A 13,211-nucleotide genomic window follows, 5' to 3' on the forward strand; every position below is an offset into this window, starting at 1 on the left:
GTGCCGCCGCTGCTCGCGCTGTTCACCGTCCTGGCCGCCGTCGACGTCACCGGCGTGGCCCTCGACGCCCCCGTCCTCGAATGGGCGACGAAGCCGCTGCTCGCCCCCGTCCTCGCCCTGTACCTGTGGCGGGCCACCGGCACCCGCCACCGGGCCTTCCTGACGGGCCTCGGCTTCGCCGCCGTCGGTGACACGGCGCTCCTGTTCCCCGGACCGGTGGCGTTCGCCGTCGGGCTCGCCCTCTTCCTCGGCGCGCAGATCTGCTGGACGACCGCTTTCGTACGCGCCGGGGCCGTGGCCCACCTGCGGCGGCGCCGGCCGCTGTGCGGGGCGTACCTCGCCGTGTGGTGCGCCGCCGTCGCCGCGCTGGCGCCCGCCCTGGACCCGGGTCTGGCCGTCGCGCTCTCCCTCTACTGCCTCGCCCTCGTGGTGACGGCCTGCACCGCGCACGTCGAGGGGGCCCGTGCCGCCTGGGGCGGAGCGGTGTTCTTCGTCTCGGACCTGCTCATCGGCCTGGGCGCGGCGGGCGTCGACCTCCCCGGCCGGTCCCTGCTCGTCATGCCGACGTACACGGTGGCCCTCGTCCTGCTGGTGACCGCCCTCACCGGCCGGCGGGAGCGCGCCGACCGGCAGCGGGCCGCCGTGCCGGTGCGCGTCCCCGGCCCGGACCCGTCCCGGGCCGGCGTCACTCCCGCCGACGGGTAGCGGTCAGGACCAGGGCGGCCTGGTCGTCGTCGATGCCCTGGTCGCCGGTGAAGGCCCGTACGGCCCGGGTCAGGGTCTCGACGATGTGGTGGGAGCCGGACCCTCCCGGGAGGCCGGCCAGGGCCTCGGCGAGGCGGTGCTCGCCGAACTGTTCGCCGTCGGCGTCACGGGCCTCGGTGATGCCGTCGGTGTACAGCAGGAGGCTCTCGTCCGGCCGCAGACGGAGGCGGTGCGTGGTGAGGTGGGTCCCGGTCCCGATGCCGAGGAGGGCGCCGGGCACGTCGACGGTGTGGACGGTTCCCCGGGCGTCCAGGTGGAGGGGCATGGTGTGGCCGGCGCGGACGAGTTCGACGTCCAGGCCGTCCCCGGCGGGGGTGAGCAGGCCGTAGACGAGGGTGACGAAGCCGGTGCCGTGCCCGGCGGGCCGGTTGATCAGGGCCCGGTCGACCGCTTTGACGACGGCCTCGGGGCCGGGCAGGAGAGGGGCCACGGCGCGGGCCGTGTGGCGGACCAGGGCGGTGGTGGTGGCGGCGATGGCGCCGCGTCCGCAGACGTCGCCGAGCAGGAACGCCCACCGGTCCCCCTCCAGGGGGAAGACGTCGTAGAAGTCGCCGCCGATGTCGAGTCCCTCGCCGGCCGGATGGTAGTAGGTGGCCACCTCGGCCCCGGGGACCCGGGGCAGGTCGGGCAGGAGGAGCCCGGCCTGCAGATCGCGGGCGAGGGCGGCGCGGTGGGTGTACTGACGGGCGTTGCGCGCGGCCAGGGCGGCGCGCCGGGTGAGCTCTTCGGCCAGGGCGACGGCGTGCCCGTCGAAGGCGTGCTCGCCGGTGGACAGCAGGGTCACGGCGCCGAAGGCCTTGCCCCGGTCGAGGAGGGGGAGGCACACGTAACCGGTGACTCCCAGCTCCTGCCAGGGGCCGGGCCCGGAGGGGGCGCGGCGGGCCACTTCGGTCACGCCCGAGGCCAGGACCCGGGCGACGGCGTCGTCGTCGGCGTCGTAGACGGGGATGTGCGAGGCCAGCAGGTCCTGCTGGTGCCGGGTGGGGGCGGCGGTGGTGACGCGGCGCACCCGGCCGCCCTCGACGACGTCGACCGCGCCCAGCGGGGCCAGTCTCGGTACGCAGGACGCGGCCAGCCGGTTCAGGGTCTGGAGGGCGTCCAGGTCGGAGGAGAGGACGGTGCTGGCGTTCAGGAGGAAGGCCAGGTCACCGCGGGCGGCCTCCTCGCGGGCCTCCGCCGCCCGGCGCGCCTGCTCGGCCCGGTGGCGTTCGATGGCCAGGGCGGCGGTGTCGGCGAAGACCCGGGCGAGCGCGAGGTCGGCCTCCCGCGGGGTCCGCGGAGTGCGGTGGTACATCGCGAAGGTGCCCAGGAGCGAGCCGTCGCGCGCCAGGATCGGGGTGGACCAGCAGGCGGCCACGCCCGCCTTGTCGGCCAGGTCGCGGAAGTCGTCCCAGAACGGGTCGGTGGCGATGTCGGTGACGGTCACCGGCCGGCGGCGGTGCGCGGCGGTGCCGCAGGAGCCCACGCCCTCGCCCGTGGCGATGCCGTCGATGGCCTGGTTGTAGAAGTCGGGCAGGCTGGGGGCCGCGCCGTGGCGCAGGTGGCTCCCGTCGGCGTCGGCGAGCAGGACGGACACCAGGACTTCCTCGGGGGCGAGGTCCTCGATGACGCGGGCCATGCCCTCCAGGACCTCGGACAGGGGGGCCTGGCGGGCGATCTGTTCGAGGAGGGCCCGGTGCTCGGCCGTCAGCCGCTGCGCGTGCTGGACCTGGGTGGTCTCCACCCCGATCACCCGTACGCCCATGACGTTGCCGCCGGCGTCCAGGCGGGGTTCGTACGTGAAGTCGAAGAACGCCTCACGGGCGTCCTTGCCCTCGCCGAGGATCACCCGGGCGTTCCGGCCGACGTGGGCCTTTCCGGTGCGGTAGACCCGGTCGAGCAGCGCGATGAAGCCCTGGGCGGCCAGTTCCGGCATGAGCTGCCCCAGCGGCACGCCGGTGCGGGTGCGCTCCGGTCCGCCGATCGCCGCGAAGAAGGCCGGGTTCGCCGTCTCCAGCATGTGCGCCGGTCCGGCCAGGGAGGCGAAGACGGCCATCGACTGTCCGAACAGGGCCCGCAGATCGTCCTCCACGCCGTCGCCGGCGGCGCGCGCCGTCGGTACCGGTGAGGGCTGGGCGGGCCGGGACGTCCGCCGTCCTGAAGCACCCGTCATGCGCCGCGTTCCTCGCTCGGCCGCGCCGGGTCGTCGGCGCCCGCGGCGAGTGCGCCGTGGTCGGCCGCGTGGGCGGCGAGGGCCTCGTCGGTGTCGGCGTACAGGGAGAAGATCTGGTTCAGTCCCGTCAGGGCGAACAGGCGGTCCAGGAAGGCGGGCACCGCCGCCAGGCGCAGGACCCGGCTCTGCGCGGACAGCTGGTTGTACAGCTTGAGGAGGGCGGTGATGCCGGTGGAGTCGCAGTACGTGAGGTGGGTGCAGTCGACCACCACCGCGCCCGTCTCCCGCCCCGGGGCCAGTTCCCTGTCGCCGGCCTCGTACAACTGCACCGCGCTGTGGAAGTCGAGGTCCCCGCGCAGGGCGAACACCACTCCTCGCGTGTCCCGTCTGACGTCTACCGCGAACACCCTCAGTTCCCTCCGCGTACGGTTCCCAACGGGAATCCATGGTAAAGACCGGGAGAATACTACTTTCAGCTCGGTTTGCCCGGAATCCCGCTTTCCGGGTGGTGAGCCGTGGTCCTCGTCACCGCCGGGTTCCATCCGGACCGAAGCGGACCCCTACCCCCTCGTCGGCGCGCCACACCGGGACCTTCGGCACCGTTCCTAGTGGCGCGTGGTGAGGTCGGTCAGTCCGGAGATGCGCAGGACCGGGGCCAGGAGCGGGCCCGCGACGAGTTCGAGGCGGTCGGCGTGGGAGAAGAGGACGCTCAGGCCCGCGCTGTCGAGGTACTCGACGTCGGTCAGGTCGAGGACGAGGGGGCCGGGGGTGCCGTCGAGCGCGGCGGCCAGGCTGTGCGTGTTGCTCATGTCGATCTCGCCGACCACGGTCAGCACGGCCGTGCCGTCCGGCCGCCGACCGGGCGTGAGGGTCAGGGGTGCAGTCATCAGGCGATCCTTGTGTGCATGTCGACGGTGGTCCCGGTCGGTCCCCGGGTGACGGTGACCTGTTGCATCAGGGCCCGCATCAGGGCCATGCCGCGGCCGCGGTGGGCGTTGCGCTCGGGTTGGGGGACCTTCCACCGGCCGGTGTCCGCGATGGTCAGGTGCAGGTTGTCGACGGACGCCTCGGCACGGAAGTAGACGGTGTCGCCGGGGGCGTCGCGGTGTCCGTGCTCGATGGCGTTGGCACAGGCCTCGCCCGCCGCCACGAGGATGTTCTGCACGGTGCCCGGGGGCAGGTCGCACTGGTCGAGCCAGCCGCGCAGGGCCTTGCGGACGGGGGCGAGCTGGCCCGACTCGGCGGGGAAGGACATCTCCAGCGGGGCCGGGTGCCGGTAGAGCAGCAGGGCGACGTCGTCGTCGTAGCCGCCGGCGGGGGCGAGCCGGGACATGACGTCGGTGGCGAGGTCGTCGATCGCGGTGTCCCGGCCGTCCTGGAGCGCTTCGCCGGCCTGGTCGATGCCCGCGCTGAGCGGGCGGCGGCGGCGTTCGACGAGTCCGTCGGTGTACAGCAGCAGGGTGGAGCGGGCCGAGATGGTGCAGCTGCCCTCGGGGCGGGGGGTGCCGGGGCGGACGGCCAGGGGCAGGGAGCGTCCGTCTTCGAGGAGCCGGGTGGTGCCGTCGGGGCGGACGAGGATGCCCGGGGGGTGTCCGGCACTGGAGTAGGTGAGTTCTCCGGTCCGGGCGTCGAGGACCCCGCAGAAGACGGTGGTGCACACCGCGCCGGGGACGCCGGCGGCGAACCGGTCCAGGGCCATGAGCGCCTGGGCCGGTCCGGCGTCCTGCAGCAGCAGGGCGCGGCAGGCGCTGCGCAGCTGGCCCATGACGCTGGCGGCCTCCAGGCCGCGGCCGACGCAGTCGCCGACGACGATGCCGATGCGGCCGTCGGGCAGGGTGACGGTGTCGTACCAGTCGCCGCCGACCTCCAGGGGCCGGGTGGCCGGCTCGTAGCGGACGGCGAAGCCGTCGGGCAGGTGGGACGGGCCGAGGATGGCGCGCTGCAGGGCGATGGCGGTCTCGCGCTGCTGGTCGATCTGGTGCGCGCGGGCCAGGCCCTGGGCCAGCCGTCCGGCCAGGAGGGACAGCAGGAGCTGGTCCTCGCCGGTGAAGGGGCGCTGTTCGTCCAGGTCGATCCGGAGGACGAGCGGGCCGTCGGGGTGCTCCAGGAGGACGGCGGCCCCGTTCCCGTCGGTGACGGGGGTGAGCTCCGGCTGCCGGCACAGGTCCGCGAGCGCGTGACGGCGTTCGGCGGACAGTCCCCGCCAGGTGAGGGAGGGGTCGGTGGCGGTGAGGACGGGCTCGTCGCCGTGGCCGAAGACCGCGGCGACGACGTGCCGGGCCTGCCACACCTCCTTCAGCTCCTCCAGGGCGCCGGCCGTGGCGTCGGGCAGGCTGGGGGCCTGGGAGAGGCGGGCGCCCAGGGCGGCCAGGGCGCTCTCGCGCTGGACGGCGTAGTGCTCCGCGGTGACGTCGCGGAAGGTTCCGACGATCACGGTGCGACCGGTGTCGGGGTCCTGGACCTGGTTGAACGTGGCGGTGACCCACAGGCGGTGCCCGTCCCGGTGGGTGACCGGGATGGTGTAGCTGCCCCGCTCCTGGCCGGTCAGCGTGGCGAAGGCCTCGGCAACCCGGCGGTGGGCCTCGGGGTGCGCGGCGGCGTCCGGCCACCAGGGGTGGACCGGCCGGTAGGGCAGGCCCTCGGGGCCGTAGCCGAGGATGGTGGTGAAGGAGGCGTTGATCTCGATGACCGCGCCGTCCTCGTCGCAGACGAAGAAGGCCTCCTGGAGCGAGTCGATGAGGGCGGTGCGCCAGCGGGCGTGGTGGTTGCGCAGCCGGGCCAGCTTCACGTTGGCCTCGACCCGGGCGAGGAGTTCGGCCGCCGCGAACGGCTTGACGAGGTAGTCGTCCGCGCCCGCCCGCAGGCCCTCGATGGACGCCTCCTGTCCGGCGCGGGCGGACAGGAGCAGGACCGGCACCGAGGCGGTGCGCGGGTCGACGCGCAGCGCCCGGACCAGGTCCAGGCCGTTCAGGCGGGGCATCATGACGTCGCTGACCACCACGTCGGGGGCCTCCGCGCGGATGGCGTCGAGGGCCTGCCGGCCGTCATCGACCGCGTGGACCAGGTGGCCGGCGCCGCGCAGCAGCCGGGTGAGGTACTCGCGCATGTCGGCGTTGTCGTCGGCGATCAGCACCCGCGCCGGGGCCGTCGGGCGGGGCGTCCGCGCGTCGTCGCCGGTCTCCGCGGTGTCCGGGGCGGGCTCGAACGCGGGGGCCGTCGCCGCGGTCCGTTCGCCCGGCAGCCAGCGCAGGGCTTCCTGGACGAAGGGGTCGGCGGTGGCGGAGAACGCGTCGGTGCCCGTCTCCGAACGGACCGCGTCGGCGTCCGTCTCCGGCCGGACGGCGTCGGCGGGCAGGTGGGCGGAGCCGAAGGGCAGCCGGACGGTGAAGCGGGTGCCCTCCCCTTCGGTGGAGGAGGCGGTGATGGCGCCGCCGTGCAGGCCGACCAGTTCCTTCACCAGCGCCAGGCCGATGCCGCTGCCCTCGCCGGAGCGGGAGCGGGCGTTCTCGATGCGGTGGAACCGTTCGAACAGCCGGGGCATCTCCTCGGCCGCCACGCCGATCCCGGTGTCCGCGACCGTCACCACGGCCCCGCCGTCCTCCGCGCGCACGCCCACGCGGATCGCGCCGTCGAAGGTGAACTTCAACGCGTTGCTGAGCAGGTTGAGGACGACCTTCTCCCACATGCCGCGGTCGACGTACACCGGCTCGGGCAGGGGCGCGCAGTCGACGTGGAAGTCCAGGCCGGCCTTGTCGACGGCGGAGCGGAACACGCTGGCCAGCTCGCCGGTGACCGCGGCCAGGTCGACCGGTTCGTAGCTCGCCTGCATCCGGCCCGCCTCGATGCGGGAGAAGTCGAGGAGCGTGTTGACCAGCTTGCCGAGCCGCAGTCCGTTGCGGTGGACGGCCCGCAGCTCCTCCCGCACGCGCGGCTCCGCGTCGGCGAGCTGCTGCCGCAGTTCCTGGACCGGTCCCATGATCAGGGTCAGGGGGGTCCGGAACTCGTGGCTGATGTTGGAGAAGAACGTCGTCTTGGCGCGGTCGAGTTCCGCGAGCTCCTCGGCGCGGCGCTGCTGCGCCTGGTAGCCGCGGGCGCTGGCGACCCCGGTGGCCATGTGCCCGGCGACCAGCTCCACGAAGCCCCGGTAGCCCTCGTCCAGGGCGCGGTAGCGGTTCAGGCCGGCCACCATGAAGCCGTACGGCGTTCCGCCCTGCTGGAGCAGGGGGACGACCAGCGCCTGGGTGGGGGCCCCTTCCCACGCCCCGGAGGGCAGGTCCCCGAACGGCTCGCCGTCCAGGGGCACCAGCAGGGACTCCCCGCGGGCCGGGGCGTCCGTCGGCCACACGGACGTGGAGCCGACGGGGAGGGTCTCCGCCGCCGCGGGGTGGCCGGCCGGGATGCCGACGGCCGAGGAGAGGCGGGCGGTGCCGTCGTCCTGGAAGAGGTAGGTCAGGGCGAACGGCAGGTCGTGCGGGTTGCGGCGGAGCTGCTCGCCGGCGAAGTCGAGCATCTCCGGCTCGGTGCGGATGACGCTCGGGTCGGAGCCCAGGTCGCGCAGGGTCGCCATGCGGCGCTCGCCGATGACCCGCTCCGTGTCCTCGCTGACCACGCACAGCATGCCCACCACGGCGCCGTCGTCGTCGCGCAGCGGGCTGTAGGAGAAGGTGTGGTAGCTCTCCTCGGGGTAGCCGGAGCGCTCCACGAACAGCAGCAGCGCCTCGTCCCAGGTCGCCTCGCCGCTGTTCAGGACGGTGTCGATGCGCGGACCGACGTCGTCCCAGATCTCGGACCACACCTCGTCGGCGGGACGGCCCAGCGCCCAGGGGTACTTCTGGCCCAGGGTGTCGCGCCGGTAGGCGTCGTTGCAGAAGAACGTCAGCTCCGGCCCCCAGGCCATCCACATGGCGAACTTCGACGACAGCAGGATGCTCACGGCGGTCCGCAGGCTCTGCGGCCAGTCCCGCGGCGGTCCCAGCGGCGTCGCCGCCCAGTCCACCCGGGCGAGGTCCTCGCCGATCCCCTTGTCGGCACCGAACACCCCGGTCACAGCCGTCGACGGCGTGGCGGGCCCGCCGTCCTCCGAGCGCGTCACAGACCACCCTTTCGTCGGACGCCACAGGTCCGGTACCCCGCAGGAGACGCCGGAGTGCTTCTCCACCGCCCGAGGATTCACTGGCGCATCCGTAGGATAAGACAACCGCACGGGTGGTGGTGGCCACGGTGGTCGAAGTCGAGCGGGGCGGGGCTTCGGGTGTCCCGTCAGATGCGCGGCGCGGCGTCCAGGAACCGGTGCAGGGAGGCCGTCACGGCGGTCACGAAGCCGTCGCGGGTCGGGGCGGGGACCCGGTCGAGGGACAGGTAGGGGTTGAGGTCCTCCAGCTCGACCAGGAGCAGTCCGCCGTCCCGGGTGCGGCAGGCGTCCACCCGCTGGATGCCGTGGTCGAGGGTGTTCCAGTCGATGAAGCGGCGGGCGAAGGCGAGGTCGGCGTCGGTCGGCTCGTAGGGTTCGAGGACCCAGCGCCGGTCGGTGTCGGGGGCGTGGAGGGCGTACTGGAAGGCGTCGTCGACGTAGTAGAAGGACACCTCGTAGAGGAAGTCGACGCCCGGCTGGACCAGGATGTCGCCGTACGGGAGGCCGTCGAGCCGGTCCCGGGGGACGAAGGTCAGGCCGATGGAGTCGGCCCCGTCCCTCGGCTTGACCGCGTACCTCTCGGCCCGGGGCAGCACGTGCAGGTCCTCGGGGCGGTCGACGGTGGGGATGACCGGGTACCCGTCCGCCGTCAGGTCGAGGAGGTACTGCTTGCCGGCCATGTCTCCGCGCCCGTGCAGGGGGTTGTAGACCCGGGTGCCCCGTGCGGCGGCCCGCGCGCGGAACGCGTCGTACTCCTCGCGGTAGTGCAGCACCGGCCCGCTGTTGCGGACCACGACCGCGTCGAAGGCGTCCATCAGCGCCGCGGCGTCCCGGGGGTGGCACAGGGCCACGTCGAAGGCGTCGCGCAGCCGCGAGGTCAGGAGGATGTCCTCGTCGCAGTAGCGCCGCCCCCGGGCCTGATAGGCGAGATCGGTCACGAACAGGATGCTGGGGCGGACGGGCATGGTGCGTCTCCTCGTGGTGTGACGACCAGCCTAAACATGTGTACGAGGCGTGCTCCGGCGGGGTGGGACCGCCCGGTTCGGGGACGTGTCACCGGATCCCGCCCGTGAGGTCGTTCCACAGGGCCCGCTCCCGGTCCGTCGGCGGGACGTCCGGGCGCAGGCGTTCCGGGTGGCCGGGGGCGGGACCGGTGGGGTCGGCGGGCGGGGGGACGGGGATGTGGACCCAGAGGTGGCCGAAGGCGATCAGGGCCTCCCACAGCTCCGTCAGGCGGCGGAGGACGAAGAGCGGCATTCCCGCACTCTCGGGCCGGGCGCCAAAGCGGCGCCAAAGCCGGAGGCCGGGGCCGTGTCGCGGCCGCCCGCGGGCGGCGGGCGCGGCCGGCGCGCGATACGTACGTACTTTCCCCGATGCGTGGACCCCGGGACGGAGGTGACAGTGAATCAGCCACCCGGCACAGACACCTGTTCCCCTACTGGACGAGGACTCGATGCGCTACGAACTCCTTGGGCCCCTCCGCGTTCGCCACGCCGAGCAGAGCCATTCGCTGTCCGCCCCGAAGGTGGAGGCGACGCTCGCCACCCTGCTGATCGGGAGCGGCCGGGTCATCACCAAGGAACGGCTCGTCACGGAGCTGTGGGGGGACAGACCACCACGCAGGGCCTCGGCAGCGGTCCACGTGTACATATCCCAGCTCCGCAAGTTCCTGGCCCGCGCGGGCGCGCCGGAGGGCGGGGCCATCGTCACCCGGCCGCTCGGGTACGAGCTGCGGCTCGACGGGGCCGCCTGGGACGTCGAGGAGTTCAAGGAGGCCATGCGGCTGGGCCGCGGCCTGCGGGCGGCCGGACGGCACGAGGAGGCCCTGGACCACTTCGAGCGGGCCACGGGGCTGTTCCGGGGTCCGGTGCTCGACGGGCTCGCGGAGGGGCCGGTCCTCACCTCGTTCGCGACCTGGGCGGAGGAGGAACGGCTGCAGGGCCTGGAGCTGTCGGTGGAGGCGCGCACGGCGCTCGGCCGGCACCGCGAGGTGATCGGGCTGCTGAGCACGCTGACCGCGCAGTACCCGCTGCGGGAGTCGTTCTACCGGCAGTTGATGCTGGTGCTGTACCGCTCGGAGCGGCAGGCCGAGGCCCTTCAGGTCTACCGCTCGGCGCAGCGGGTGCTGCGGGCCGAGCTGGGGTTGGAGCCGCACCGTTCGCTGCGCCTGCTGCACCGGGCGATCCTCACCTCCGACCGGCTGCTCGACCTGCCCACGGCGGGCTGAGCGCCGCCCGGGGCGCGTCCCCGTCGCCGGGCGGAGCCTTCCGGCCGGGCCCGGGGACGTCTCCCCGTCCCCGGGCGGAGGGCCACGCTCAGGCCGCGCGCGCCATCAGCCGGACCAGCGCGGCGCGGGTGTGGACGCCGAGCTTGCTGTAGATCCGGGTGAGGTGGACGTCGACCGTGCGGGGGCTGACCAGGAGCCGTGCGGCGATGTCCCGGGTCTTCAGCCCCTCGCCCGCGAGCTCCGCGACCTGCCGTTCCCGCAGAGTGAGTTCGGCCAGCGCGCCGCCGTCCGGGCCCTCGTGGGCGCGGGCCGCCGCGGTCGCGGCGCGGGCGAGGTCGCGGGCGCGCATGCCGGCCGCCGTCTCGCCGAGCAGCCCGTACGCCTCTTCGTAGCAGCGCGCCGCCCGCTCCGGGAGCGAGCGCGCCCGCAGGTCGTGGCCGCGGGCCAGCAGGGCGTGGCCGCGCTGCTCGGCGACGTTGACCGTGGCCGCGACGGACTCGGCGCGGTGCGCCCACTCGCCGGCCTCGGCGCCCGTGGCCGCGCAGGCCGCCGCGAGGAGTTCGTACACGCGCGGCGCGAGGATGGCGGGCGGTTCGGGCATCCGGCGGGTGTCGGCCGGGAACAGCAGCGCCAGCGCGCCCGCGCCGTCGCCGGCGGCGAGCGCCGCCTCGGCGTGCAGCAGGGCGACGACGGAGGTGCGGGGCAGGTCGCCGCCGGCCGGGTCCGGCGCGGTGCGGCGCGGCCGGAGCGGCCCGGTGTCCCCGAGCCAGGCCCAGGCGGCGGTCGTGACGGCGTCGGCGAGCGTCACGAGGTGGTCCCGGCCCGCGGCGAGGGCGACGGCCCGGGCCTCCTGCGCGGTCTCCAGCGCCTCGGCCATCCGGCCCGACTGGTAGGCGACGTAGGCGAGGACGTTGAGCAGCGCGGGCAGCAGGGGGAGGTCGCCGCGCAGCCGGGCCACGGCGAGCCCCCGCTCCACATGGGCCTGCGCCGGGCCGTACCAGCCCATGGCCGACTCGCCGCAGGCCAGGACGAGCAGGTAGCAGGCGAAGACGTCGATGCGGTCGTGCGCGCCCGGCTCCAGGCCGTCGAGCAGCTGGGCGCTCGCGTCCAGGGCGCTCTCGGCGGCGCTCGGGTCCCCGGCGAAAACGGTGCTCAGGCCCTGGAGCGCCAGCGCGCCGCCGGCGGTGAGCGGGGAGGCGCCCGCCAGGTGCCGGTTCAGCGCCTCCACGTCCGCGCGGGGCGGGAGCTGGCCGGCGAGCACCCACAGGAGCTGGGACTGCACGTGCAGCGCGGCCTCCTGCTCCGGGCTCGTGTGGCGGGCCGAGAGCAGCGGGGTGAGCAGGGCCTGCGCCTCCTCGACCAGGCCGGCGGCGGCCTGGACCAGGGCGAGCGGGACGACGGCGGGCACCCGCTCGGCTGCGGGCCGGTCGGCGAACGCCGCGAGGACCTCGCGGGTCACGGAGCGCAGCCGGGTGAGGTCGCCCTCGGCCGCCAGGGCGCGGACGACGGGCAGCCACACGTCGCGCCCGACGAGGTCGGGTCCGGACCCGTCCGGTGCCGCCCGCTGGAGCCGCAGGGCGAAGACCGTCCACTGGGCGGCGCGGCACGCGCGGCCCGCGGGCAGGGCGTCCTTGGTCGCGGCGACGAGGGCGGTCCGGTCCTCGGGGGTGGCGAGGGCGCCGGAGCGCACGATGTGCGGGGCGAGGTCCACCGGCGGGGCGCCGCGGCGGGTGAGGTGGACGAGGGCGCGGCGGTGCGCCTCGACGCGCCAGCAGGCGTCGGCCTCGGCGTACAGGAAGTCCCGCAGCAGGGTGTCGCGGAAGGCCAGGGTGCCGGGGCGGAGCGCGGTGCGGACGAGGTCGCGGGCTTCGAGGGAGCCGAGGGCGTGGCAGACCTCGGCGTGGGGCGACCGGGTGACGGCGGCGACCGACTCGACGTCGAAGGCCTCGCCGAGGACGGCGGCGGCGTGCGCGGTGAGGCGCTCCTGCGCGGTCAGGGGGGCGCATTCGGCGAGGAGCCGGGTCTCCAGGTCCCGGCGGACGTCGAGGTGGGCGGGGTCGTCGGGGCCGCCGTCGGCGGCGGCGAGGGCGACGAGGCGGAGCGGGTTGCCCCCGCTGCGGGCGTGGAGCCGGCGCAGTCGCGGCGTGTCGGGCGCGGCGCCCAGGAGTTCGGCGCTCTGCGCGGGGGTCAGCGGTCCGAGGCCCACCTCGTCGACGGTGCCGAGCTCCACGCCGTGCCGGACCGCGAGGCGCAGTCCGACGGAGGCCTGGCGCGGGCGGTGGGCGACGACGGTGACGAGCCCGCCGCCCACCGGCCGGCGGATGAGGGTCTCCAGGAGGCGTACGGAGCACGGGTCGGCCCAGTGGAAGTCGTCGAGGACCAGCAGGAGTCCGTGCGGTGCGGCGGCCGCGCAGTCGGCGAGCAGGCCGCGCAGTTCGGCGTAGTACTGGCAGTCGCGGGTGAGTCCGCCGCCGGCCGGGACGAGGGCGTCGGGGTCCCGGGGCGGGCGGGCGAGCCGGCGCAGCAGGCGGGCGATCGCCGGCGACGGGCCGTCGGCGCCGGGCGCGCCCGGGGAGCCCGGGCCGCCGAGGGCCTCCAGGAAGGGCGCGAAGGAGGCCGGTTCCCCGGTGTTGGCGACGCACAGGCCGCGCAGCGTCACGAGGCCTTCGCGCCGGGCGTCCGCGGCCAGTGCGGTGAGCAGGGCCGTCTTGCCCGAGCCGGGGTCGCCGGTGAGTTCCACGACGGTGTCGCGGCCGACCGCGGCCGACCGGACGATCTGCCTGAGGGTGTCCCGTTCCGTGTGGCGGACGGTGGTGCGGGCGTGTCTCGATTCGAGGGCGGTGACCATGGCGGCAGGTCTCCTTCCGCGGTCTGAACTGCGGTCCGGGCACCCCGCCGATCACGCGGAACGAGGGGCGGACAGCAGCATAGGAGAG

9 protein-coding genes are annotated in these 13,211 nt (G+C 75.0%); 2 read left to right on the forward strand and 7 right to left on the reverse strand.

The annotated features are described in order from the left end of the window. On the forward strand, positions 1 to 705 hold the full coding sequence (locus tag ACWGSR_RS22940) for a lysoplasmalogenase (RefSeq protein ID WP_453568549.1): 705 nt from the start codon (positions 1 to 3) through the stop codon (positions 703 to 705). On the opposite strand, the gene ACWGSR_RS22945 is transcribed toward ACWGSR_RS22940, so the two are convergent. The 6 genes from ACWGSR_RS22945 to ACWGSR_RS22970 all read right to left on the reverse strand — a co-directional run bounded on the left by ACWGSR_RS22945 (position 686) and on the right by ACWGSR_RS22970 (position 9,305). Beyond that, complete coding sequence (locus ACWGSR_RS22945; RefSeq protein WP_453568551.1) at positions 686 to 2,917, reverse strand: SpoIIE family protein phosphatase; 2,232 nt, start codon at positions 2,915 to 2,917, stop codon at positions 686 to 688. The genes ACWGSR_RS22940 and ACWGSR_RS22945 overlap by 20 nt on opposite strands. Beyond that, positions 2,914 to 3,324 carry an STAS domain-containing protein gene (locus ACWGSR_RS22950; RefSeq protein WP_376235419.1) on the reverse strand — a complete coding sequence of 137 codons (411 nt, stop codon included), beginning with the start codon at positions 3,322 to 3,324 and terminating at the stop codon, positions 2,914 to 2,916. The genes ACWGSR_RS22945 and ACWGSR_RS22950 overlap by 4 nt, the downstream gene beginning before the upstream one ends. A gap of 198 nt (positions 3,325 to 3,522) precedes the next feature. After that, the gene (locus ACWGSR_RS22955; protein ID WP_376235416.1) at positions 3,523 to 3,804 is read right to left on the reverse strand and encodes an STAS domain-containing protein; all 282 of its coding nucleotides are present in this window, start codon (positions 3,802 to 3,804) and stop codon (positions 3,523 to 3,525) included. Next, complete coding sequence (locus ACWGSR_RS22960) at positions 3,804 to 8,009, reverse strand: SpoIIE family protein phosphatase (RefSeq protein ID WP_453568554.1); 4,206 nt, start codon at positions 8,007 to 8,009, stop codon at positions 3,804 to 3,806. The genes ACWGSR_RS22955 and ACWGSR_RS22960 overlap by 1 nt, the downstream gene beginning before the upstream one ends. Positions 8,010 to 8,176: 167 nt before the next feature. Next, positions 8,177 to 9,013, reverse strand: coding sequence for a hypothetical protein (locus tag ACWGSR_RS22965; RefSeq protein WP_453568556.1), 837 nt, complete (start codon positions 9,011 to 9,013; stop codon positions 8,177 to 8,179). Between the two features lie 88 nt (positions 9,014 to 9,101). Next, positions 9,102 to 9,305: a DUF6059 family protein gene (locus ACWGSR_RS22970; RefSeq protein WP_453568558.1), complete on the reverse strand. Its 204-nt coding sequence runs from the start codon at positions 9,303 to 9,305 to the stop codon at positions 9,102 to 9,104. 196 nt (positions 9,306 to 9,501) lie between these two features. Here ACWGSR_RS22970 and ACWGSR_RS22975 point away from each other — a divergent pair, with 196 nt between their 5' ends. After that, positions 9,502 to 10,275, forward strand: a complete 774-nt coding sequence (locus ACWGSR_RS22975; RefSeq protein WP_376235406.1) for an AfsR/SARP family transcriptional regulator — start codon at positions 9,502 to 9,504, stop codon at positions 10,273 to 10,275. An 88-nt stretch (positions 10,276 to 10,363) separates the two neighbouring features. On the opposite strand, the gene ACWGSR_RS22980 is transcribed toward ACWGSR_RS22975, so the two are convergent. Next, a complete protein-coding gene (locus ACWGSR_RS22980) occupies positions 10,364 to 13,123 on the reverse strand; it encodes an AAA family ATPase (protein WP_453568560.1) in 2,760 nt (919 codons plus the stop codon). Positions 13,124 to 13,211 lie beyond the last annotated feature (88 nt).

The sequence above is a fragment of the Streptomyces sp. NPDC055632 genome, assembly GCF_053618675.1.

Excerpts from the sequence above, each read along its gene's own strand:
- ACWGSR_RS22945 (WP_453568551.1), bottom strand. The coding sequence starts at position 2,917 with ATGACGGGTGCTTCAGGACGGCGGACGTCCCGGCCCGCCCAGCCCTCA.
- ACWGSR_RS22955 (WP_376235416.1), bottom strand. The coding sequence starts at position 3,804 with ATGACTGCACCCCTGACCCTCACGCCCGGTCGGCGGCCGGACGGCACG.
- ACWGSR_RS22965 (WP_453568556.1), bottom strand. The coding sequence starts at position 9,013 with ATGCCCGTCCGCCCCAGCATCCTGTTCGTGACCGATCTCGCCTATCAG.
- ACWGSR_RS22970 (WP_453568558.1), bottom strand. The coding sequence starts at position 9,305 with ATGCCGCTCTTCGTCCTCCGCCGCCTGACGGAGCTGTGGGAGGCCCTG.
- ACWGSR_RS22975 (WP_376235406.1), top strand. The coding sequence starts at position 9,502 with ATGCGCTACGAACTCCTTGGGCCCCTCCGCGTTCGCCACGCCGAGCAG.
- ACWGSR_RS22980 (WP_453568560.1), bottom strand. The coding sequence starts at position 13,123 with ATGGTCACCGCCCTCGAATCGAGACACGCCCGCACCACCGTCCGCCAC.